Below are 21,369 nucleotides of genomic sequence, written 5' to 3' on the forward strand. Positions count from 1 at the left end.
CGGCGACGCGCCCGCCCGTCCGGCGGGCGACGCCCCGGCGCCGTCGCGCGGCCGGATCGTCCCGCTGCCGACCTACCCGTTCACCCCGGACCGGCACGGGCCCTCGGCGGGCCGCGACCGCGTCACGCTCGCCCGGACGGACGGCCTGCTGCGCGACCACGTCGTGCAGGGCCGGCACATCCTGCCCGCCGTCGCCCATCTGGAGCTGGCCCGCCGGGCGCTGGGCGGCACCCGGCTGCGGATGACCAACGTGACGTGGGTACAGCCGCTGGAGGTCGGGGCGGAGCCCGTCGAGGTGCTGGTCGGCCTGCGGGCCGCCGCCCGTGGCGGCCACCGGTTCGAGATCTCCACCGGCGGGACGGTCCGCTGCGAGGGTACGGTGGCGCACTCCGACGCCCCGCGCCCGGCCAGGGTGGACCTCGCCGCCCTGCGCGCCGACTGCCGGGAGACGGTGACCGGCGAACGGATCCACCAGGCGCTGCGGTCGAAGGGCATCGAGCACGGCCCGAGCCTGCGGGCGATCCGGCAGGCGCACGTGGGCTCCGACACGGTGCTCGCCGAGCTGGTCCTGCCCGGCTCGGCCGAGCCGGGGGCACTCGCCCCCGCCCTGCTGGACTCGGCGATCCAGGCCACCGTGGCGGCGCACCTGACCCGACTGCACGACACCGCGGTGCCGTTCGCGCTGGAGCGGCTCGACCTGTTCGCCCCCTGCACCCCGGCGATGACTGCCGTGGTGCGGGGCATCGGGGCCGGGCCGCTCGGCCGGCTCGACATCGACCTGGTGGACGAGGACGGCGAGGTCCGGGTCCGGCTGACCGGCTACAGCTCCCGCCGGACCGCACCGTCGGCCGTCGCCCCGTCAACCACCGCGCCCTCGGCCACCGCGCCGGCGGCCACCGCACCGCGCACCGGGGCACCCGTCGTCACGACCGGCGCACCCGCGGAACCGCACACCGGCGCGCCCGTCGAGCCGGCCCTCTACGCCCCGGTCTGGGACCCGATCGCCGCGACCGACCCCCGGGTGCCCGCCGCCGCGGACCGGGTCCTGGTCGTCGGCGGTCCGTCCCCGCTCGAAGGCGCGCTCGGCTGGCCGCTGCCCGCCTCGGCGACCGTCGAGGAGGCCACCGCCGCGCTGCGCGGCCTCGGCCCGATCGACCACCTGGTGTGGGCGGCGCCCGAGACCAAGCTCGCGCCCACCGACGCCGCCGGGTACACCGGCGCGCAGAACGACGGCGTGGTGGCCGCGTTCCGGCTGGTGAAGGCGCTGATCGCGGCCGGCTACGACGCCAGGCCGCTCGGCATCACCCTGGTGACGACCCGGGCCCTCGCCACCCACCCGGACGACGCGGTCCAGCCCGCGCACGCCGGGCTGCACGGCCTGTTCGGCTCGCTGGGCCGGGAGTACGGCAACTGGACTGTCCGCCGGGTCGACCTGGACGGCTCCGGCTGGCCCGCCGACCTCACCGCACTGCCCGCCCACTCCCCCGACGACTCCTGGGTCCGGCGGACCGGTCAGTGGCTGGCCCGCCGCTGGGCCCCGTGCGAGGCCCCCGAGCGGCCGGTGTACCGCGACGGCGGCGTGTACGTCGTCATCGGCGGCGCCGGCGGGCTGGGCGCGGCGTGGACCGGCCACGTGGTCGGGAACCACGGCGCCCACGTCACCTGGATCGGCCGCCGGGCGCAGGACGCCGCGATCACCGAGCGGATCCACGCCGCCGGAGGCCCCGGGCACGTCCGCTACCTCCAGGCCGACGCCGGGGACCCGGCCGCGCTGCGCCGGGCGCTGGCGGAGGTCCGGCGCCAGCACCCCCGGGTGCACGGCGTCGTCCAGGCCACCCTGGTGCTGCGGGACGCCACCTTCGCCCGGATGGACGAGGCCGACCTGCGGGCCGCCCTGGCCGCCAAGGTCGACGTGACGGCCGCGATGGCCGAGGTGTTCGACGGCGAACCGCTGGACTTCGCGGTCCTGATGTCCTCGATGCAGTCCTTCACGACCGCCGCCGGCCAGGGCAACTACGCGGCCGGCTGCACCTTCAGCGACGCCTACGCCCACGCCCTGGGGCAGCACTGGGACACCCCGGTGCGGGTGATGAACTGGGGCTGGTGGGGCGGACTCGGGAGCGTGACCTCCGAGTTCTACCGGGAGCGGATGACCAGGGTCGGCCTGGTGTCGATCGAACCGCCGGAGGGGCTCGCCGCCCTGGACGCCCTGCTGGGCGGCGCGCAACGGCAGCTCGCCTACGTGCGGACCGACCGGCGCAACACCCTGGCCAACTTCGACCGCGCCACCAGGGTCTCCGCGCCCGCCCCGGCCGGCCCGCCGCACACCGGCGCGCTGCCGGCCGGCTCCGGTTCCGGGCTCGGCTCCGGACTCGGCTCCGGCCTCCACGAGGCGACGGCGGAGGCGGACCCGGACCTGGACGAGGTCGTCCGCTGGCGGCGGGCCGAACGGGACCCGTGGCTGGCCAAGGTCCTCGCCGCGCAGCTGGCCGACGTCGACCGTACGGCGGTGCTGCCGCAGTACGCCCAGTGGTGGGAGCACGCCCAGCGGGTCCTGGTGCCCGCCGAACCCGCCGACCTCGTGCTGGCCCGCTGGGAGCGGCAGTGCGAGCGGTGGTCCACGGACCCCGACCGGGCGGCGGAGCTGCGGCTGGCCTCGGCCATGCTCGGCGCCCTGCCCGAGATCCTGACCGGCCGCACCCGGCCGACCGACGTGATGTTCCCGCGCGGCTCGATGGAGCTGGTGGAGGGCTGCTACCGCGACAACCACGTCGCCGACCTGTTCAACCGCACCATGGCCGGGAGCGCGGCCGCGCTGGTCGCCGACCGGCTGCGCCGGGAGCCGGGCGCCCGGCTGCGGATCCTGGAGATCGGCGCCGGCACCGGCGGCACCAGCGTGGGGATGTTCGCCGCCCTCCAGCCGTACCGGGAGAGCATCGAGCGCTATGTCTACACGGACGTGTCCAAGGCCTTCCTGAACCACGCCCGGGCCTCCTACGGCCCCGAAGTTCCGTACCTGGACTGCCGGTTGCTGAACATCGAGCAGCCGCTGTCCGGACAGGAGGTGCCCGAGGGCGTCTTCGACCTGGTCATCGCCGCGAACGTGCTGCACGCGACCAGGGACACCCGCAACACCCTGCGCAACGCCAAGGCCGCGCTGCGGCCGGGCGGGTGGCTGCTGCTGAACGAGCTCTCCGCGTTCGACCTGTTCAGCCATGTGACCTTCGGCCTGCTCGAAGGCTGGTGGCTGTTCGACGACCGGTCGCTGCGGATCCCCGGCTCGCCGGCGCTGTCGCCCGAGAGCTGGCGGGACGTGCTGGCCGGCGAGGGCTTCCGCACCGTGGTGTTCCCGCTCTCCCGGGCGCTGCCGCTCGGGCAGCAGATCATCGCGGCGGAGAGCGACGGGGTGTCCCGGCAGCTGGTGCCGGAGGGAAGCCGGCCGGAGGCCGCCCCGGCCCCGGCCCCGGCCCGGCCCGCCAGGGCCCGTACCGCCGAGGCGCCGCCCGCACCTGCACCGGCATCCGTCCCTGCCCCTGCCCCCGTCCCCGCACCCGCACCCGCCGCGCAGGCCGCCCCCGTCGCCGCACCGGTCCTGGTGGCGCCGGCCGACCCTGCCGCGCTGATCCTGGCGAAGGCCGCGACCGTCCTCGGCATCCCCGCCGAGCGGATCGACACCTCCGCCCCGCTCACCGACTACGGCCTGGACTCGATCCTCGTCCTCCAGCTCACCAACGCCCTGCGCGAGCACTTCGGCGAGGACGTCTCCCCGACCCTGCTGTTCGAGGCCGAGAGCGTCGACGCGCTCTGCGCCCACCTGGCCGGTGCCCCCGGGCGGCGCTGGGCCCTGTCCAGCGGGCAGCTGACCATGTACCGGGACCAGTTGCGCTGCCCGGACTCCGTGGCCTACCACCTGCCGCTCCTCTTCGAGGTCCACGGCGACCCGGACGAGGCCGCGCTGGAGCGCGCGGTCCTGGAGCAGTCCGCGATCCACCCGCTGCTGGGCGCGGTGATCACCGAACGGGACGGCGTGCCGTACCTGGAGGTCGATCCGGCCCGGGGCCCGTCCTTCGAGCGGGTCGCTCTCACGGCCACCACCAGGGCCGGCCGGCAGGCCGCGCTGCGCGAACTGGTCGGCGCCCCCTTCGACCTGGCCGCGGGGCCGCTGGTCCGGGCGCACCTGGTCACGCTCCCCGACGGCCGGCGCCTGCTGCTGGTCACCGCCCACCACATTCTGCTGGACGGCACCTCCACGGCCCTGCTGGTCCGCACGCTGGGCGACGCCTACCGGGGCCGGGCGCGGCTGCGCGGCGCCGAGTTCGGCGAGTTCACCGCCTGGGAGGAGGAGCTGCTGGCCGGCCCGCGCGGGCGGCGCCACCGGGACCACTGGCTGACGGAACTGGCCGGCGCCGACCGGCGGCTCGCCCTGCCGTACGACCGTCCGCCGGTGCCGGGACGGCTGCCCGACGCCGACGTGGTGGTGGCCCGGGTGCCGGGTGAGCTGGCCGCCGAGGTCGCCGGGACGGCGCGCCGGCACCGGGTCAGCGTCTCGACCGTGCTGTTCGCGGCCTACGCCCGGTGCCTGCACCGGTGGACAGGCCAGGACGACCTGATCGCCGGGGTCACCACGGTGGCGCGGTACGAGGAGCGGTTCCAGGACGTGGTCGGCCAGTTCGCGAACTGCCTGCCGATCCGGTCCACGGCCACCGCCCCGGTCGGCACCCCGGAGGACGTCGCCGGGCAGCTCAGGTCGCTCCACCGCCGGGTGGTGGCCGGGATCGAGCACGGCGCCTACCCGCTGGCGGAGATCGGCCGGGCCCTGGGCGGCGGCGACGAGCCGCTGGTGCGGACCAACTTCCTGTTCCAGAACTTCGACGGCGCCGAGCTGCTGACCGGCGGCTCGCCCGCCGGCGGATCACTCACCGGTGGATCGCCCGCCGGGCCCGACGAGTTGGACCTCGGGACCTTCGAGGACCTGCCCTACCCGGGCGAGTACCCGCTCGCCCTGGAGGTCTACCGGGAGGGCGACGGCTACAAGGCCTTCCTCAAGTACGACACCAGGGCCTTCGAGGGGGCCACGGCCCGGCGGATGGCGGACGAGTGGCTGGCGGCCGTCCGCGCGGTGTCGGCCGCCGGGTAGCGCCGGACGCGCAAGGAGACCGGGCCCGCAGCGAGTGCTGCGGGCCCGGCCTCGTCGGTGCCTGTCGTCAGTTGAGCGTCGCCAGCACCGACGGGTCGTACGGCACCGCCCTGTCCAGCCCGCCGTTCAGCGCCCGCTCCGCCCAGTCGGGGTTGGCCAGCAGCGCCCGGCCGACGGCGACCAGGTCGAACTCGTCGCGCTCCAGCCGGTCGAGCAGCCCCTCCACGCCGGTCAGCCCGGACGGCTTGGTGAAGCCCTCGCTGAACACGCCCTCGCCGTACTGGCGGTCGAGCCCGACCGAGCCGACCGTCACCGCCGGACGGCCGGTGAGCTTGCGCGCCCAGCCCGCCAGGTTGAGCTCACAGCCCTCGAACTCGGGCTGCCAGTAGCGCCGGGTGGAGGCGTGGAAGACGTCCACACCCGCCTCGGCCAGCGGGGTCAGCAGCTGCTCCAGCTCCTCCGGGCTCTCCGCGGTCCGCGCGTCGTAGTGGTCGACCTTCCACTGGGAGAGCCGGAAGAAGACCGGGAACTCCGGACCGACCGCCGTGCGGACGGCCCGCACGATCTCGGCCGCGAACCGGGCCCTGGAGGCCGGGTCGCCGCCGTAGCCGTCGGTGCGGCGGTTGGTGCCGCTCCACAGGAAGTCGTCGATCAGGTAGCCGTGCGCGCCGTGCACCTCGACGCCGTCGAAGCCGAGCCGCTGGGCGTCCGCGGCGGCGCGGGCGAAGGAGGCCACCGTCTCGTCGATGTCGCGACAGGTCATGGCCCGCCCCGTCGGGCTGCCGTCCAGCCCGATCCCGGACGGCCCCTCGGCGGGCGGCTCGGTACCCGGCCGCTGGACGCCGGTGTGCCAGAGCTGCGGGATGATCCGGCCGCCGGCCGCGTGCACCCCGGCCACCACCCGGGACCAGCCCGCCAGCGCCTGCTCGCCGTGGAAGTCCGGCACCCCGTCATAGGCCCGCGCTGCGGCGCGGTCGACGTAGGTGCCCTCGGTGACGATCAGCCCGACCTGGTGCGCGGCCCGGCGGGCGTAGTACTCCGCGACGTCCGGGCCCGGCACCCCTCCCGGGGACTTCATCCTGGTCATCGGCGCCATCACGATCCGGTTCCGGACCGTCAGGCCACCCACGGTGAACGGCTCTCCCAAGCCCGCCATTGTTCCTCCCACTTTCGTTTGAATTCAGTTCGGATTCCCCCGTTGATTTCCTGCGAACCACGCCGGCAGTTCCTTCGGGCGAATGTTCCGCGCCCGTACCGTCGACAATCGGGGATTATATCGGCGCCGCCGATCCGGGAGTCCAGTGGGACGCGCACACGAACCTGCACCGCCCGGTGCACCGCTCAAGGCGATGCACTGCATCGACACAATCGTCTTGACCATGTCGAAGGTGGTCGCGGATAGTGGTCCGCAGTGGTTCCGCGCCGCCCTTTCGAATCGACACCGGACCATGCACCCCCGTTGCCGGAAAGCGTCGCGGACAGGATTTCCGACCAGGGGAAGGCGACGCACCGGAATGGACCGGGAATTGACGGGAAAGCGCGCGGTGGTCACCGGCGGAAGCCGCGGCATCGGCGCCGCCATCGCACGGAAACTGCTGGCGGACGGCGCCACCGTCGTCACCACCGCCCGCAAGCCGACCGAGGACACCCCGTCCAGCTCCACCTTCGTGCCGTCCGACCTGAGCACCGCGGACGGCGTCCGCGAATTCGCCGGCACCGCGCTGGAGATCCTCGGCGGCGTGGACATCGTGGTCAACAACGCCGGCGGCTGCCGGACGTTCCAGAGCGCGCTGGACATCGAGCGGGACTGGCAGTTCACCATGGACATCAATTTCCTGTCCGCGGTCCGGCTCAATTCCGCGCTGGTGCCCGCGATGCGTTCCGGCGGGAGCGGCGGCGTCATCGTCCACATGTCCTCGATCGCCACCACCTCGTCCTATCCGGTGATCCTGCACTACGCCGCCGCGAAAGCCGCCCTGGAGGTCTACCACAAGGGGCTGTCGGCCGAACTGGCGGCGGACGGCATCCGAGTCGTCGCGCTCTCCCCGGGGAACGTCATGACACCGGGCGCGGACGAGGCCAGGGACGGGATCGCCGACTACCTCGGGACGACCGGGGAGGCGGACTGGGCCGAGGGCATCCCGCTCGGCCGGATCGGGCGGACCGAGGACATCGCCGAGGCGGTGGGGTTCCTGGTGTCCCCGCGCGCCTCCTGGATCACCGGCAGCAACCTCGTCATCGACGGCGGGCGGCTCGCGGCACTGTGAGCGCCCCCGGGACCGGAAGGACAGACAACATGAGCGCGACGGACGACGGGCCCCGCGCCTATCCGTTCGGCCCGACCCACCGGCTCGACATCGACCCGGAGCTGGCGGAGGTCTGCGACGAACAGCCCGTGCTGAGGGTGCGCCTGCCGTTCGGCGGCGACGGATGGCTGGTCACCCGCTACGCCGACGTCCGCACCGTGCTGGCCGACCCGAGGTTCAGCCGGGCCGAGGCGGTGGGCGACCACGTGCCCCGCACCGTCTCGGCCGGCCTCCCCCGCACGTCGATGCTGAGCATGGATCCCCCCGAGCACACCAGGCTCCGGCGCCGGGTGGCCAACCCGTTCACCCTCCGCCGGGTCGAGACGATGCGGCCGCGCGCCCAGGAGATCGTCGACGAGCTGCTGGACGCCATGATCGCCTCGGGCTCGCCGGCCGACCTGACCACGGCCCTGACCTGGCCGCTCCCGGTCACCATGATCTGCGAACTGCTCGGCGTGCCGGTCGCCGACCGCGACCGGTTCAACTCCTGGGTCGACGGCCTGCTGACGCTCTCCGACCCCGAGCTGTCCAACCGCGACCGCGGGCACCTCAACGACTACCTGGCCGGCCTGGTCGCCGAGCGCAGGACCGAGCCCACCCCCGACCTGCTCGGCGAACTCGCCGCCGTCGAGGGCGAGGAGAGCCGGCTCACCGAGGAGGAGCTGGTCGGCCTCGGGGTCAGCCTGCTCTCCGCCGGCCAGGAGGCCACCGCCAACCAGATCGGCAACTTCGTCTACACCCTGCTGAGCCGCCCCGAGCTGTGGCGCTCCCTGGTGGCCGACCCGGGCCTGATCCCCGCCGCCGTGGAGGAGCTCTCCCGCGTCGTCCCGATCAGCGCCACCGCCGGCTTCACCCGGATCGCCCTGGAGGACCTGGAGCTGAGCGGGCAGAAGATCCGCGCCGGCGACGCGGTGGTCGCCGAACTCGGCCTGGCCAACCGGGATCCCGAGGTCTTCGAGGAGCCGGACCGGATCGACTTCCACCGCGCCCCGGCCCCGCACGTCACCTTCGGACACGGCGTGCACCACTGCCTCGGGGCCCAGCTCGCCAGGATGGAGCTGCGCACCGCGATCGAATCGCTGGTCCGCCGGCTGCCCGGCCTTCACCTGGCCGTGCCGGCGGAGCAGATCAGCTGGCGGACCGAGCGCCTGATCCGCGGGGCGGAAGCCCTGCCGGTCGCCTGGTGAGCCCGGCCACGACCGGGGCGGGACAGGACGCGGTGGGACAGGACGCGGCGGGCGGTACCGGGCAGTCGGAGGCCGTCCGGGCCGCGCTCGCCGATCCGGCCACCAGCCCGGCCGAGATCATGGCGACCGTCATGACCGCCTACGGCGACCGGCCCGCCCTCGGCGAACGCGCCCGCGACACGACGACCGGGCAGCTCCTCCCGCGCTACGACACCATCAGCTACCGGGAGTTGTGGGCGCGCGTGCGGGCCCTCGCCGGGGCCTGGGCCCACGAGCCCGGGTACCGGCTGCCCCCCGGCGAGCGGATCTGCGTGCTCGGCTTCAGCAGCACCGACTACGCCACCGTCGACCTCGCCTGCGTCCACCTGGGCCTGGTCGCGGTGCCGCTGCACGCCAGCGCGCCGCTCTCGCAGCTGGCGCCGATCGTCGCGGAGACCGAGCCGGTGGTCCTCGCCAGCAGCGTCGAACGGCTGGACACCGCCGTCGCCGCGCTGCTCGGGCAGCCGTCCGTCCGCCGCCTCGTCGTCTTCGACCACCACCCCGAACTGCCCGCCCACCGCGAGGCCCTGGAGGCCGCGGGCCGCCGGCTGGCCGAGGCCGGCAGCGCCGCCGTCCTGGACCTGCTCACCGAGCTGACCGGACGCGGCGCCCTGCTGCCGGAACCCCCGCTGCGCGTCCCCGGCCCCGGCGAGGACACGCTGGCCCTGCTCCTCTACACCTCCGGCAGCACCGGCGCCCCGAAGGGCGCGATGTACCCGCAGCGGCTGACCCGCAACGCCTGGTGGGGATTCGTCTACGGGCCCGCCGACGTGCCGTCGGTCGTCGTCCACTACATGCCGCAGAGCCACCAGGCCGGCCGGATGTCGGTGCTGGGCACCCTCGCCAGGGGTGGCCTGGGCTGCTTCACCGCCAGGAGCGACCTGTCCTGCCTGTTCGAGGACATCGCGCTGGTCCGGCCCACCGAGCTGACCATGGTGCCGCGGGTGTGCGACATGCTCTTCCAGCAGTACCGCGGCGAACTCGACCGGCGGGCCCACGAGTCGGGCGATCCCGGTGAGGTCGGCGAGCCCGGCGGCCTGGACCCGGCCGGTGACCTGGACGCGGCCGTGAAGCAGCACCTGCGGGAGACCGTCCTGGGCGGGCGGGTGGCGAAGGCCTTCTGCGGGACGGCGCCGCTGTCCGCCGAGGTCGCGGAGTTCGTCGAGTCCTGTCTGGGCCTGCACCTGTACACCGGCTACGGCTCCACCGAGGCCGGCGGGGTGCTGCTCGACACCGTGGTGCAGCACCCGCCCGTCCTCGACTACAAGCTGGTCGACGTCCCCGAACTTGGCTGCTACCGCACCGACCTGCCGCACCCGCGCGGCGAACTGCTGCTCAGGACGAGCGCCGCCATCCCCGGCTACTACCGCCGCCCCGAGCTCACCGCCGGCGTCTTCGACCAGGACGGCTACTACCACACCGGCGACATCTTCGCCGAGCCCGCCCCCGACCGGCTGGTCTACGTCGGCCGCACCAAGGACGTGCTCAAGCTGTCCCAGGGCGAGTTCGTCACCGTCTCCCGGCTGGAGGGCGTCTTCCTGGGCAGCCCGCTGGTCCGGCAGGTCTTCGTGTACGGCAACAGCGAGCGCTCCCACCTGCTCGCCGTGGTGGTGCCCACCCCGGAGGCGGTCGCCCACAGCCACGGCGACCAGGGCACGCTCAAGCGGCTGCTCGACGGCGAACTGCGACGCACGGCCAGGGAGAGCGGGCTCCACCCGTACGAGGTGCCCCGGGACTTCCTGGTCGAGACCGAACCCTTCGGCACGGCGAACGGCCTGCTCTCCGACAGCCACAAGCTGATGCGCCCCAAGCTCGTGGAGCGCTACGGCGAGGCCCTGGAGCGCCGCTACGCCGAACTCGCCGAGGAGCAGGCCCGGCAGCTGCGCGAACTGCGCCGCACCGGCGGCGCGTTGCCGGTCCGGGAGACCGTCGCCCTGGCGGTGCGCGCCGTCCTCGGCCGGGCCGACGCCGGCACGGACCCGGGCGCCCGGTTCACCGACCTGGGCGGCGACTCGCTGTCCGCGCTGTCCTTCAGCACGCTGCTCCGGGAGGTGCTGGACGTCGAGGTGCCGGTCGGCGTCGTCATCGGCCCGGCCACCGACCTTGCCGGGGTCGCGGCGTACGTCGAGGCCCGGCGCGCCGACGCCGCTCCCGCCCGGCCCACCGCTGCCTCCGTGCACGGCGCCGGCGCGACGGAGGTCCGGGCCCGCGACCTCACCCCGGACCGGTTCATCGACGCCCCGGCCCTGCCCGCCGTACCGGGGCTGGCCGCTCCGGTGGCGCCGCCCCGGACCGTGCTGCTCACCGGCGCCAACGGGTTCCTCGGGCGCTTCCTCTGCCTGGAGTGGCTGCGCCGGCTCGGGCCCTCAGGGGGTCGGCTGGTCTGCCTCGTCCGGGGTCGCACCGACGCGGACGCGGCCGACCGGCTCGCCCGGGCCTTCGGCGACGACGGGGGCGAGGCGTCGAAGGCGTACCGGGAGACGGCGGCGGGGACGCTGAGCGTCCTCGCCGGGGACCTCGCCGAACCGCGCCTGGGCCTGGAGCCCGCGGTGTGGGGCGAGTTGGCCGAGTCGGTGGACCTGATCGTCCACCCGGCCGCCCTGGTCAACCACGTGCTGCCGTACGCCGAGCTGTTCGGCCCCAACGTCGCGGGCACCGCCGAACTGATCCGGCTGGCGCTCACCGGACGGATCAAGCCGGTCGACTACCTGTCCACGGTGGCGGTGCGCGGCACGGCCGGGCCGTCCGTCCTGGACGAGGACGCCGACGTGCGGGAAGCCATCCCGCGCTGGGGCCTCGACGGCAACTACGCCGACGGGTACGCGGCCGGCAAGTGGGCGGGCGAGGTGCTGCTGCGGGAGGCGCACGAGCGGTACGGCCTGCCGGTCACCACGTTCCGGTCGGGCATGATCCTCCCGCACAGCACCTACCCGGGGCAGCTGAACGTGCCCGACGTACTCACCCGGCTGCTGCTGAGCATCGTGGCCACCGGGATCGCGCCGCGCTCGTTCCACGGCGGCACTCCTGTGCACCTCGACGGGCTGCCGGTCGACTTCCTCGCCGAGGCGGTCGCCTCGCTCGGCGCCGGGAACGGCTACCGGACGTACAACGCGTCGAACCCGCACCAGGACGGCGCCTCGCTGGACACCTTCGTGGACTGGCTGATCGAGGCGGGCCACCCGATCCGGCGCGTGGACGACCACGGTGACTGGTTCGCCCGCTTCACCACGGCGGTGCGCGGCCTGCCGGAACGGCAGCGCGCCCACTCGGTGCTGCCACTGCTGCACGCCTTCGAGCGTCCGGGCCGGGACCGGCCCGCGCCGGCCCCGAGGTTTCGGGAAGCCGTACGGGCGGCAGGAATCGGGCCGGACAAGGACGTACCGAGGCTGACGGCCGAGGTGGCCGACAAGTACGTCACCGACCTGCGCGGCCTCGGCCTGCTCTGAACCCCCTATCGGACGGAGACACCCATGGGACACGACCTCGGCGCGACGGTGGACGCCAGCATGCGGCTCCTGGAGACACGCGACCTGGAAAGCTTCCGGAAGCTCTGCAAGCCGGACGCCACGGTGTGGCAGAACGACGGAATCGGCGTGCGGACGATAGACGCCCGGGTGGAGCACATCACCACGTTCCTGGCCGCCCTCGACTCGCTGCGCTTCGAGGTCCTGCGCCGGTTCGACAAGCCGGGAGAGGTGCTCCAGCAGCACGTCCTGCACCTGGTCGCCAAGGACGGCACCGAGAGCCGGGTCCACGCCAGCGTGTACTTCCGCTTCGAGGACGGCCTGATCGCCGAGGTCGAGGAGTACCTCTACGAGGTGTGACGGAGGCGGTCCTCCCGGACCGCCCGGTCGGACGCGTTCGGCGCCGGCCTGGCCGCGCCGAACGGGTCGGAGCGGTGTCGTGGGTGACCGGAGAACGCGCGCCGGCGGTGCAGCCGGACGGTGTCCTGGAGTCTGCCCTTCGACGGCACAGGCCGCTGCCCTTGAGCTCGGTCCCGAAAGCGCGCCGTGCGGACTCGGATGGTTCCTGGTCGGACATGTCGCTACGGCTTGTACTCACCTTGGGGGGCGCCGAGCGACCACGCCTGCTCGAACGCCTCGTTGCAGAACCGGACCACGTCCGCATCGGTCGAGAACTGGATGTCGGTCTGCTGGTTGTCTCCACCGATGAGGTTGAAGACCACCAGGTCATCCCGGATCAGGCAGTCGTTCCCCGGCAAGGGCAGCGCCGACACGAGCCGGCGGGGAAGCCACCGAAGACGTTCCGTGGGGTCGGCCAGCTCGACCGCCATCCGCTGGTAGTCCGAGAGGGGTTCGGAGACGACCCGCACACGCCGCCCCCCGCCTCAAGTACGCCCTCACCCACTGCCGCACCCAAACCACCCAACGCCAGAAGTCGACCCCACCGACTTCTCGTGCGCCCGGGCGGCGACCACAGACCGAGTGATGATTGTCGAATCGCCCGCCCCCTCCGCCGCCAACTGCCCTGCACCGGAAGTCGGCCCCGCCGACTTTCCACGTGACTGCATCCCGCACGGGGGCCCGAAGGCAGGCCCCGCCGCAACCACCCTGCTCGTAAGCGCAGTTCACATCGGGCAGACCGGCCCGCGACGTGCCCGCATCACCTCCCGGCCCGCACTGGCACTGCGGGCCGGAAGGGGAACTCCCGGGCAGCCGCGCATCGAGCACCGGATCCGGCGCTGAACCTCCTGGCACCGACGGACCACCCTGGCCATACTCGCGCGTGCCTCCTCGCAGCCACCGCCGCCACCGAACGGATCGACCCCGCGGTGCCGCCGATCGACGCCCGGGTGGAGCACATCGCGACGTTCCTGGCCGCCCTCGACTCCCTGCGCTTCGAGGTCGTGCGCCGCTTCGACAAACCGGGAGAGGTACTTCAGCAGCACATCCTGCACCTGGTCGCCAAGGACGGCACCGAGAGCCAGGTCCACGCCAGCGTGTACTTCCGCTTCGAGGACGGCCTGATCCCCGAGCCCGAGGAGTACCTTTACGAGGTGTGACGGAACTCGTCCTCCCGGACCGCGGCAATGAAGGAACCCCCCGCCGCGACTGGGAAGACGAGCATCGGCCCGTCGGGATCCTTGGAGTCACGCACGGGGACGGAGTCGACCACGCCGGCGGCCACCTCGACGCAGTCGCCGCCATCCGGGCCGCTGTAGCTGCTCTTGCGCCAGCCGGCCACATCGAACTCGTTCCGCATCATCTCCGAACCCTTCCAACACCTCGGCGATCAGCACGGCCGGATCGTCGCTCAAGTTGCCCCTGTCAAGGCTCTCCGAGTACACCAAGTGAAGAGCACACGCCGGCCCCGGGAGGTCGATGACGGCCTGTGGGAGCACATCGGGCCGCTGTTGCCGCAGGGGTAGGGGTACGCTCGCCCGCAGCAGTGCATCCGGCGTCAGACGTGCACGTCCCGAACACTGGAGGTTCTCATGGCCAAGGGCTACTGGGTCAGCGCCTACCGCACCATATCCGACCCCGAGAAGCTGGCCGCCTACAACGAGCTGGCCGCTACGGCCGTCAAGGCCGGAGGCGGACGGGTGCTCGTCCGCGGCGGGCGGACCGTCGCTCACGACGACGGCGTCGCCGAGCGCGTCGTCCTGATCGAGTTCGACAGCTTCGAACAGGCCGTCGCAGCCCACGCGAGCGAGGCCTACCAGCAGGCGCTGCTCGTCCTGTCCGACGGCGTCGAGCGCGACTTCCGCATCGTCGAAGGCGTTTAGACGGCGCTTCACCGACTGGAGCAAGGCTCGGTCGTGGCCGGCGCTTCCCGCTCCCTCTGGCGCTGCTCGTACCGTGAGGGCGCCCGGAGTATCCAGGACCACGACTCGTACTCGTCGACGGGTCCCACCCGGTCGGCGCCATCGGTACAGCGCGGATCGTCCCGCTCGGCCAGTCCGTAGACGGCCCAGATCCGGGTCTGCTGGTCCTCGTCATCGAGCAGATCGGCCAGGGTGTCCCCGATGGCGGGTTCCGGATTCAGGCTGTACGCGAGCCCATAGCCAGCGACTTTGCGAACGGAGGAGTCGGTGTCCTGGGCCAGTGCAAGCAGGGCGTTCAGCCCCTCGGAGGTGAACGTCTTCCGCCCGGACCTCTCCGAGTCCACGGTTCTCAGGGTCGAGAGCACCCTGGCACGTACCTGCGGGGCAGTGTGGGCGAGGTATGAGAGCCCCAGTGGCTCGATCCTCGGGTCCTCATGGTGGCTCAGGCCGGCCAGGGTCTCGGCGAGGACGTCCGGGTGTTCCTCCTGCTTCGTCCAGTCGAGGAGGAGTTCGAGCGTGCGCTGTTCGAACGGGCTCGGGACGTTCGTCAGGCCGGCCTCGAGGTGGAGGCAGACCAGGACCTCCGCAGCGAAGCGGCGGTGAAGGGGATCGGGATGGTCCTGCAGTGCCGCCGCAGCCTCCCAGGTCTCGTTCTCCTGCCTCCGGGCAAGGGTTCTGACGATCTCCGACCAGACGGCGTGCTCCCAGTCCGGGTACTCGAGTGCGCACGCGCGGGCCGCCGATTCGTCAAAGCCCAGGTGCAGTCCGAAGTGCTTCTCGAGGAGAGTGAGGATCCCTGTGTGGCCGTCGCGGACGGTCATTCCGCCGAGCCGGAGCTCGTGGTACCCGGTGGACCACTCCCTGTCCCGGATGCGAACCCGCTCGACCACATCCGAGGTGCCGGTCCGCTCCCGGAGCATGGCGACCGGGCCCATCTCGTGCCACTGCCTGGCGCGCGCCAGCAGTTCCGCGCGGGTGGCCTCGCTGATGAAGGCCGCTCCACCGAGCAGGCAGTCGGCGAGCCCGATGGAACCGCTGTCGACGGCCCGCAATCGTGGGGTGGTCCCATCGGGCAGCCGGCGGTCCGGATCCGCGCCGCCTTCCACCAGATAGCCGGCGATCGTCGAGTTGAAGGCTGAGATGGCCAGGCAGAGTGCGGAGGTGCCTTGCTCGTCGACGACGTCGGGATCTGCCCCGTCCTCGAGCAGTATTCTGACCGCGTTCTCTTCCCCGCTCCGCACCGCCGTGATGAGTGGATCCTCGCCCATCCCCAACCCCCTGTTGCACTCGATCGCCACGCAGCCGCAGGCCGGGAGAGGCATCGTCGACCGAGTCCGTCACGCCGTCCCCGGGCCGGAGCCATGGGCTGAACATCCGAGCGTCGGGCCGCTGACGGCATGTCGCATCGGCGGTCGATCCCGAGCCTCGTCCTGCGCGGATCCCACTGACTGAAGCAGCCTGTCACACCCGGTGGATCCGGAGCGGCCATCGCGTGATCATCAAGGGGCGCCGTCTCCCCCGACTGCCACCTGTGGGTGCTCGAAGCCCTACGAACTCCTCTCCGGACAACCGGAGTTCACCCACGTCGCCGTCAGGTCGCGACAGGTCACGGTGAGCCTGCCCGGACGAAAAGCGATCTCGTGAGTGCATCCGCGCTCGTGCGGCAGGATCTCGTCCAAGATCACGGTTTCGAGGTTCGCCCACTCGGGACCGGCGGGAGCGTCGACGTCGAAGGCGGAGACGCCTGTGTATCGGATGATCAGGTCCTCTTCGTGCTTCCAGCAGTTGTGCCGGAACCTGAGCTCGATCTCCTTGCTCCCGTCGCCGCTCGGGTCGCCGGATCGGACGAGTTCGAGGCTCAGGTCCTTCACGCATCGTTCGCCGTGGAAGTCGTAGTGGTCCGCATCAGTCGCGAACGAACGGGCTCCGGCCGGCAGGGCTTCGGCGAACGAGGGGAGCTGTTCCAGGTAGTCGGCCGGACTGATGACCCCTGTCAGCCCGCCCAGCGTCGCGTTGATGTTGACGTACTGCACCTGTCGTTCCTTCTTCCCCTACTACTTTCGCTGGGCTGCGGTCATCGTCACACGGCATGCCCTCGTGCCGCCGTCCGATTCACCCCACACCGGAAGTCGACCCCGCCGACTTTCCACGTGCCGCACCGCGGCCGCGTCGTGAAGGTGCTCAACCACGTATGCGCGCATGGCGTCGGCATCCCGTAAGGCCCGGCACAGCAGATGCCGCATCCCGTGCCGTCAGCGGGACCTGTCCGACCGTGACCACGTCTGCCGCGGGCCGAGGTCACCCGCGGGCCGGCTGCCCTGCGGCAGCCCCCGCCATGGTGTTCAAGCTCGTCGAGTCCGCCCAGGCCGTGCACCACCGGTGCGAGCCGGTCGTGGAGTTCCCCGAGCGCGGCCTCCTCGCCGCGGCCTGACGGTTCTCCCGGACCTCGGACACGGTGACCCCGCAGGGCCCACGGGGACGTCAATCGGGTGGCATCCGGCTGCCGGCACCCGCCATCCTGGCCGCATGGCCGATCGTGCGAACTTCGTCGTTGTCCGCGAAAGCGGGGAATACGAGCTGTACCTCTCCCGCTGGGGTGCCGTGGGCCTCGACCTCGACCTGCTGGCGGGGCCTGTCGACACGCTCTCGATGGTCCAAGGCCTGGGGGTGGACGACTGGTGGCTGGACGACGTGCACTGCCAGGGAGCGGCGCTGATCGACCTCGGCCGGAGGGTGCTGCTGCTGTTCGCCTGGGAGGGGCCGAGCACCGTGATGCGGTACCGGGCCGCGACCCTGGACCTGCTGCGGGAGGCGTGGCCGGGGTGGGACGTGCGGTGGGCCTACGACGGCCCCGCCGAACTGCGGACCTACCTGGGACTGGACCCGGAGTACGTGCGTGACCGCGTGCGCGACACCTTCCCCGGACCGTTGCTGGAACCGGAGGACGAGGAACTGGCAGCCCCCGAACCGATGGCTGCGGTGGTGACCGTCGGGTCGGACCACTGCTACGTGGTGGCGAACGTCGCCGACCACCCGATCCGGGAGGGCGCCGCACTGCTCGACCGGCTGTCGGGCGGCCCCGACCACGGCATCTGCCGGGTGTCCGCCGATGCCGGCCTGCACATCGATCCGCTGCGGCGCCGGGTCGGCTGGTGGGTGCTCGGGACGGTGGCCGAAGCGTACGAAGTGCCGGAGCGATGGCCCGGCTGGACCGTGGAGTTCTGGCAGGACTCCTGGCAGGAGCACGTCCGGCTGGCCCCGGGCCGGTTCCGGCCCCCACCGATCGACCGTGAGCGCGCCCGGGCGGAAGTCCGGACGGCTGCCGTCCGGCACCGGTCGTCGACTACGCGGTGAGGTCCTGGCCGATCGCCCGCAGGACGTCGGCGAGCCACACCAGGTGGTATCCCAGAGCGCGATCCTCATCGGCGAGCAGATCCTGCAGATGCTGCCAGGACTCGGTGAGCTGCCCGATCGTCAGCTCGCCCGGCGCCTTCAGGACGTCGTACTGCTCGTCGGACGGGATCGACCAGAAGTAGTCCTTGTCCAGGGGCACGGCACCGCCCGCCGTGGTGCCTTCGACGTGACGGATCAGCACGTCGAAGGCTCTGCGCAGCTCATCGAGGGGCACCTGCAAGGGTTCACCGGTCATGGGCACCATCCTGACGCCTGACGCCATCGAGATCCACAGCCCGAGTACCGTGGAGCCGTCCCGCCGAACCTGTGGTTGAGTGTGGTTCTTCCGCATCCGAGGGGTGAACGCAGGTGGTGATGAGCCGTGAGACGGCGATCACGCTGGTGCAGAAGGTCATGAGTGCCGCGTGCACCGAGCGCGAGACGCGGCACGTGCTGAACGAGCTCGACAGGGCACTCGGCTGCCCGGCCGGCTACGTCTCCGGACTGATCTTCTGGCCTCCGGGCGGACAGGAGCCGACCGCCGTCGAAGTGGTCGACCAGGCTTTGGGGTATCAGCCGTTCGCGCTGTGAACAACGTCCGCCCGCTGTCCTGCGGTGATGATCAGGGACAGCGGGCGGCAGCGGCCCTCGGCACTCGCACACCCGAGGCGGCACTCGCACACCGGAGGCGGCGCACGCGTCACTGAGAGAGCAGGACGCACCGCCGGTCGTCGTGGCGGAGCCGGTCGGCCAGGGCGGCGAGCGGCAGTTCGGGCTGGACGGCCAGGACGGCGCCGAGCAGCCGCACGGCGCTGGGCTGTCCCGAGCACGCGGCCAGCAGGGTTGCGGTGACCCGCGGTTCCCACCGGGTGGGATCGGTCAGGCTGAGCCGGCGCAGTGTCGTGACGACCTCGGAGTCGGACAGCAGCCCCGCCTCCTCGGCCGGCTCGTAGATGAGGCTGAAGTCCTCCCGGTGCCCGGCATCGCCGTGGCAGGACCTGGTCGCCACGTGCAGGAAGCCGGAGGCGTGGTCCGGGTCGAGGTCGAGGGCCCTGATCAGCTCCCGAAGGGTGTTCCCCCTCGGCCGGCTACAGCCCCGTTCCAGGTTGCTGATCGCGCGGGCCGTGATTCCGGACCGTTTTCCGAGTTCCTCCTGGCTGAGTCCGTGGAGTATGCGGGTACGGCGCAACAGTGCGCCGAAGCTTTCCACCTGCGCTGACAACGAATCCCCCCGTGGTCGGTGGCGGGGCAGGTTAGGTTCGGGCAGTGCAGGCCGAACAGTATCAGCAACATGAACACCGCGTGATGCGCATCACGCCGCGCCGTTCGGAGCGTAGCGCTCCGTTCCGCCCGGTTCCGGAAGATCTTCCGGCAATCTTCCGGGGAATTTCGCGTCCAAATTCCTGTTCGCGGCTCCGGGCGGCTCCGCAGAATGGCTGCCACGAACAGTCGTCCGGCTGCTCGTACCTCAACGACACGGGGAGGGTAAATGCGGAAGATCGCGACCACGGTCGCCGCGGCACTGCTGAGCCTGGGGGCGCTCGGCGCCGGCGCCGGGGTGGCCGAGGCCGGCCAGTACGGCGGCTACAACACCCGCGACGGCGGTGTGGCCCTGCGCGACTGCGCGTGGACCAGCTGCGCCATGCACGGCCGCGGCTACGGCGACCAGCACGCGTACCTGTTCTGCTACGTCGTCGGCCAGAACGTGAACGGGGACGCCGGCTGGGCGGACCACAATCACTACCTCGCCGACTGGTCGTACTACGGCCGCTACTACAGCGCGGACTACTACATGACCTGGAGCGGCGGCATTTACAAGTGCTGAACGATGCGGTGCGCGTGGGGCCGGAGCCGGCCCCGCGCGCACCGCGCATTCGCGCGCGTCCGACGTACCGGAAGTTCTCCTGAAATATCGCGGATACGGCGGCTCCGGCGGCCGGTCCCTGATTCAATCGGATCGAGAGACATCGACGGTGATTGCCGGAATTCGATCACCGTCCTACCGGGGGGTGGAATTCATGGTACGAGGCCGCGGGCTGCGACGATTCGGCGCAGCCGTCGTCCTGGTGGGTCTGCTCACCGCTTGCGGAGGGTCCGACGGGGGCGGCGGCCCTGACGCCGCACTGCCCGAGCCCGCCCTCCCCGCCGTGCTGACCGAGCCCTCCGACGGGGCGGCGGTGCCGTTGCCCCTCGACGGGTACGCCATCGGCGGCGCCGACTCGGCGCTGATCTTCCAGGCTCGGGAGGCGGCCACCCGGACGTGCATGCGGGGCAAGGGGTTCGACTACGCGCCCGCGGTGTTCCCGGCCACGCCCCCACCGTCACCGCTCGACCCCGACTTCCTCGGCATCCTCTCGGTCGCCGCGGCCGGGCAGACCGGCTACCACCGCCCGCCGCCGCCCGCCGGACAGGTCACCACTCAGCAACAGCAGGGCGGCGACAGCCCCGAGTACCGCAAGGCCCTGGAGGGCGCCGTGGGCCAGCCGGGGGCAGCCGCGGATCCGACGGCCGACCGGGGCTGCCTGGGCGCGTTCGACAAGCAGCTCGGCGACGCGCTCGCCGCGCCGGCCAAGGACGACGTCGTGGGCGGGCTGCGCTCCAGGGCGTACGACCACGCCACCGGGGACAGCCGGGTCAAGGCCGCCGTCGCCACCTGGGCGGGCTGCATGACCGCGCGGGGGTACCACTACTCGACACCGGCCCAGGCCAGTTCGGCCGCCTGGCCGGACCCGGTCGCCCAACAGGAGAAGGACACCGCGGTGGCCGACATGACGTGCAAGACCCAGGCCCGGCTGCTGGGCACCTGGTACGCGGTCGAGGCGGGCTACCAGACCGAGCTCGTCCGGCGGAACGAGGCCGCCCTGCAGGGGCTCAAGGACCGGGCGGCCCAGCGGGTCGCCGCGGCCAAGAAGGCGCTCGGTGAGGGCTGATGGCACTCTCCCGCAAGCGCGCGCTGCTGCCGCTCGGCCTGCTCGTCGCCGCGGCGTGCGCGGTCGGCTTCCTGCTCGGCGGCCCAGGCTCGGGCCCAGGCTCAGGCTCCGGCTCCGGCTCCGGCTCCGGAGACCATGGCGCGGGCACCAGCGCCGACGGGTCCTGGACTCCGCAGCAGGACCAGGTCCGGCAGCGCTATCTCGCCTACTGGGACGGGTTGTTGCAGGCCAACGCGAACGGTGACGCCGACGCCCCGGCACTGGCCGGAACCACGGCGAGCAATCAGCTGAACCTCGTCCGGCAGAACGTGACGCATCTGCGCGACCAGGGCGCGGTGGCCAGGGGGACGGTCGGGCACGCGGTGCGGGGGATCTCCGTCCAGGACGGCGTCGCCACCCTGGTGGACTGCGTCGACATCAGGGCCTGGATCCAGTACGACCTCGCCACCGGCGCCCAGCGGACCGGTCAGCTGATCGACCGTCCCAATCAACTGACAAGCTACACCTTGGCGTTGAAAGATGGTCAGTGGATGGTGACGGACAGCAAATCGACCGGCACGTGCTGAACGGGACGAGGGCGCGAGTCCGGGGC

Annotated in this window: 19 protein-coding genes; 12 read left to right on the forward strand and 7 right to left on the reverse strand. The window is 72.5% G+C overall.

Annotated elements, in window-relative coordinates; translation table 11 throughout:
• The coding region (locus BU198_RS16065) for an SDR family NAD(P)-dependent oxidoreductase (protein WP_188297526.1) at window positions 1–5,137 on the forward strand (5,137 nt) is incomplete at its 5' end.
• A gap of 67 nt (window positions 5,138–5,204) precedes the next feature.
• Here the strand turns inward: BU198_RS16065 and BU198_RS16070 are convergent.
• Window positions 5,205–6,293: an NADH:flavin oxidoreductase gene (locus BU198_RS16070; RefSeq protein ID WP_188297527.1), complete on the reverse strand. Its 1,089-nt coding sequence runs from the start codon at window positions 6,291–6,293 to the stop codon at window positions 5,205–5,207.
• Between the two features lie 370 nt (window positions 6,294–6,663).
• Here BU198_RS16070 and BU198_RS16075 point away from each other — a divergent pair, with 370 nt between their 5' ends.
• Genes BU198_RS16075 through BU198_RS16085 form a run of 4 tightly spaced genes read left to right on the forward strand, consistent with a single transcriptional unit; the run spans window position 6,664 to window position 12,493 of the window.
• The gene (locus BU198_RS16075) at window positions 6,664–7,404 is read left to right on the forward strand and encodes an oxidoreductase (protein WP_262987041.1); all 741 of its coding nucleotides are present in this window, start codon (window positions 6,664–6,666) and stop codon (window positions 7,402–7,404) included.
• A gap of 29 nt (window positions 7,405–7,433) precedes the next feature.
• Window positions 7,434–8,630 (forward strand): cytochrome P450, encoded by a 1,197-nt coding sequence (locus BU198_RS42190; RefSeq protein ID WP_223244457.1) that lies wholly within the window; start codon window positions 7,434–7,436, stop codon window positions 8,628–8,630.
• Window positions 8,627–12,115: a carboxylic acid reductase gene (car, locus tag BU198_RS16080; protein WP_317620149.1), complete on the forward strand. Its 3,489-nt coding sequence runs from the start codon at window positions 8,627–8,629 to the stop codon at window positions 12,113–12,115. The genes BU198_RS42190 and car overlap by 4 nt, the downstream gene beginning before the upstream one ends.
• A gap of 24 nt (window positions 12,116–12,139) precedes the next feature.
• Window positions 12,140–12,493 carry a nuclear transport factor 2 family protein gene (locus BU198_RS16085; protein ID WP_188297530.1) on the forward strand — a complete coding sequence of 118 codons (354 nt, stop codon included), beginning with the start codon at window positions 12,140–12,142 and terminating at the stop codon, window positions 12,491–12,493.
• Window positions 12,494–12,714: 221 nt separating this feature from the next.
• Here the strand turns inward: BU198_RS16085 and BU198_RS16090 are convergent, their stop codons facing one another.
• Entirely contained in the window at window positions 12,715–13,002 is a 288-nt protein-coding gene (locus BU198_RS16090; protein ID WP_411293199.1) for a DUF6879 family protein, read from the reverse strand.
• A gap of 459 nt (window positions 13,003–13,461) precedes the next feature.
• On the opposite strand from BU198_RS16090, the gene BU198_RS16095 reads away from it, so the two are divergent.
• Window positions 13,462–13,692, forward strand: coding sequence for a nuclear transport factor 2 family protein (locus BU198_RS16095; protein ID WP_188297531.1), 231 nt, complete (start codon window positions 13,462–13,464; stop codon window positions 13,690–13,692).
• Here the strand turns inward: BU198_RS16095 and BU198_RS16100 are convergent.
• Window positions 13,680–13,895: a DUF397 domain-containing protein gene (locus tag BU198_RS16100; protein WP_188297532.1), complete on the reverse strand. Its 216-nt coding sequence runs from the start codon at window positions 13,893–13,895 to the stop codon at window positions 13,680–13,682. The two genes, BU198_RS16095 and BU198_RS16100, sit on opposite strands and share 13 nt — an antisense overlap.
• 229 nt (window positions 13,896–14,124) lie before the next feature.
• Between BU198_RS16100 and BU198_RS16105 the strand changes: the two genes are divergently transcribed.
• On the forward strand, window positions 14,125–14,415 hold the full coding sequence (locus BU198_RS16105; RefSeq protein ID WP_188297533.1) for a DUF1330 domain-containing protein: 291 nt from the start codon (window positions 14,125–14,127) through the stop codon (window positions 14,413–14,415).
• Window positions 14,416–14,423: 8 nt separating this feature from the next.
• On the opposite strand, the gene BU198_RS16110 is transcribed toward BU198_RS16105, so the two are convergent.
• Both BU198_RS16110 and BU198_RS16115 read right to left on the reverse strand, forming a co-directional pair.
• Window positions 14,424–15,752 carry an ankyrin repeat domain-containing protein gene (locus BU198_RS16110; RefSeq protein WP_188297534.1) on the reverse strand — a complete coding sequence of 443 codons (1,329 nt, stop codon included), beginning with the start codon at window positions 15,750–15,752 and terminating at the stop codon, window positions 14,424–14,426.
• A gap of 249 nt (window positions 15,753–16,001) precedes the next feature.
• Entirely contained in the window at window positions 16,002–16,487 is a 486-nt protein-coding gene (locus BU198_RS16115; RefSeq protein ID WP_188297535.1) for a hypothetical protein, read from the reverse strand.
• A gap of 493 nt (window positions 16,488–16,980) precedes the next feature.
• On the opposite strand from BU198_RS16115, the gene BU198_RS16120 reads away from it, so the two are divergent.
• The gene (locus tag BU198_RS16120; RefSeq protein ID WP_188297536.1) at window positions 16,981–17,808 is read left to right on the forward strand and encodes a hypothetical protein; all 828 of its coding nucleotides are present in this window, start codon (window positions 16,981–16,983) and stop codon (window positions 17,806–17,808) included.
• On the opposite strand, the gene BU198_RS16125 is transcribed toward BU198_RS16120, so the two are convergent.
• Complete coding sequence (locus BU198_RS16125) at window positions 17,798–18,103, reverse strand: hypothetical protein (protein ID WP_188297537.1); 306 nt, start codon at window positions 18,101–18,103, stop codon at window positions 17,798–17,800. The two genes, BU198_RS16120 and BU198_RS16125, sit on opposite strands and share 11 nt — an antisense overlap.
• 119 nt (window positions 18,104–18,222) lie before the next feature.
• On the opposite strand from BU198_RS16125, the gene BU198_RS16130 reads away from it, so the two are divergent.
• Window positions 18,223–18,438: an e9imm peptide gene (locus tag BU198_RS16130; RefSeq protein WP_188297538.1), complete on the forward strand. Its 216-nt coding sequence runs from the start codon at window positions 18,223–18,225 to the stop codon at window positions 18,436–18,438.
• A 109-nt stretch (window positions 18,439–18,547) separates the two neighbouring features.
• Here BU198_RS16130 and BU198_RS16135 read toward each other — a convergent pair whose 3' ends face one another.
• Window positions 18,548–19,069 (reverse strand): helix-turn-helix domain-containing protein, encoded by a 522-nt coding sequence (locus BU198_RS16135; protein ID WP_188297539.1) that lies wholly within the window; start codon window positions 19,067–19,069, stop codon window positions 18,548–18,550.
• Window positions 19,070–19,336: 267 nt separating this feature from the next.
• On the opposite strand from BU198_RS16135, the gene BU198_RS16140 reads away from it, so the two are divergent.
• The 3 genes from BU198_RS16140 to BU198_RS16150 all read left to right on the forward strand — a co-directional run bounded on the left by BU198_RS16140 (window position 19,337) and on the right by BU198_RS16150 (window position 21,343).
• Window positions 19,337–19,672, forward strand: coding sequence for a hypothetical protein (locus BU198_RS16140; protein ID WP_188297540.1), 336 nt, complete (start codon window positions 19,337–19,339; stop codon window positions 19,670–19,672).
• Window positions 19,673–19,865: 193 nt separating this feature from the next.
• A complete protein-coding gene (locus BU198_RS16145) occupies window positions 19,866–20,777 on the forward strand; it encodes a hypothetical protein (protein WP_188297541.1) in 912 nt (303 codons plus the stop codon).
• On the forward strand, window positions 20,777–21,343 hold the full coding sequence (locus BU198_RS16150; RefSeq protein WP_188297542.1) for a hypothetical protein: 567 nt from the start codon (window positions 20,777–20,779) through the stop codon (window positions 21,341–21,343). The genes BU198_RS16145 and BU198_RS16150 overlap by 1 nt, the downstream gene beginning before the upstream one ends.
• Window positions 21,344–21,369: the final 26 nt, after the last annotated feature.

The organism is Streptomyces sp. CBMA156, assembly GCF_014596515.1.
Classification (GTDB): Bacteria; Actinomycetota; Actinomycetes; order Streptomycetales; family Streptomycetaceae; genus Kitasatospora.

Excerpts from the sequence above, each read along its gene's own strand:
- BU198_RS16120 (WP_188297536.1), top strand. The coding sequence starts at position 16,981 with ATGGCCGATCGTGCGAACTTCGTCGTTGTCCGCGAAAGCGGGGAATAC.
- BU198_RS16125 (WP_188297537.1), bottom strand. The coding sequence starts at position 18,103 with ATGACCGGTGAACCCTTGCAGGTGCCCCTCGATGAGCTGCGCAGAGCC.
- BU198_RS42190 (WP_223244457.1), top strand. The coding sequence starts at position 7,434 with ATGAGCGCGACGGACGACGGGCCCCGCGCCTATCCGTTCGGCCCGACC.
- BU198_RS16130 (WP_188297538.1), top strand. The coding sequence starts at position 18,223 with ATGAGCCGTGAGACGGCGATCACGCTGGTGCAGAAGGTCATGAGTGCC.
- BU198_RS16085 (WP_188297530.1), top strand. The coding sequence starts at position 12,140 with ATGGGACACGACCTCGGCGCGACGGTGGACGCCAGCATGCGGCTCCTG.
- BU198_RS16100 (WP_188297532.1), bottom strand. The coding sequence starts at position 13,895 with ATGATGCGGAACGAGTTCGATGTGGCCGGCTGGCGCAAGAGCAGCTAC.
- BU198_RS16140 (WP_188297540.1), top strand. The coding sequence starts at position 19,337 with ATGCGGAAGATCGCGACCACGGTCGCCGCGGCACTGCTGAGCCTGGGG.
- BU198_RS16105 (WP_188297533.1), top strand. The coding sequence starts at position 14,125 with ATGGCCAAGGGCTACTGGGTCAGCGCCTACCGCACCATATCCGACCCC.
- BU198_RS16070 (WP_188297527.1), bottom strand. The coding sequence starts at position 6,293 with ATGGCGGGCTTGGGAGAGCCGTTCACCGTGGGTGGCCTGACGGTCCGG.
- BU198_RS16145 (WP_188297541.1), top strand. The coding sequence starts at position 19,866 with ATGGTACGAGGCCGCGGGCTGCGACGATTCGGCGCAGCCGTCGTCCTG.
- BU198_RS16150 (WP_188297542.1), top strand. The coding sequence starts at position 20,777 with ATGGCACTCTCCCGCAAGCGCGCGCTGCTGCCGCTCGGCCTGCTCGTC.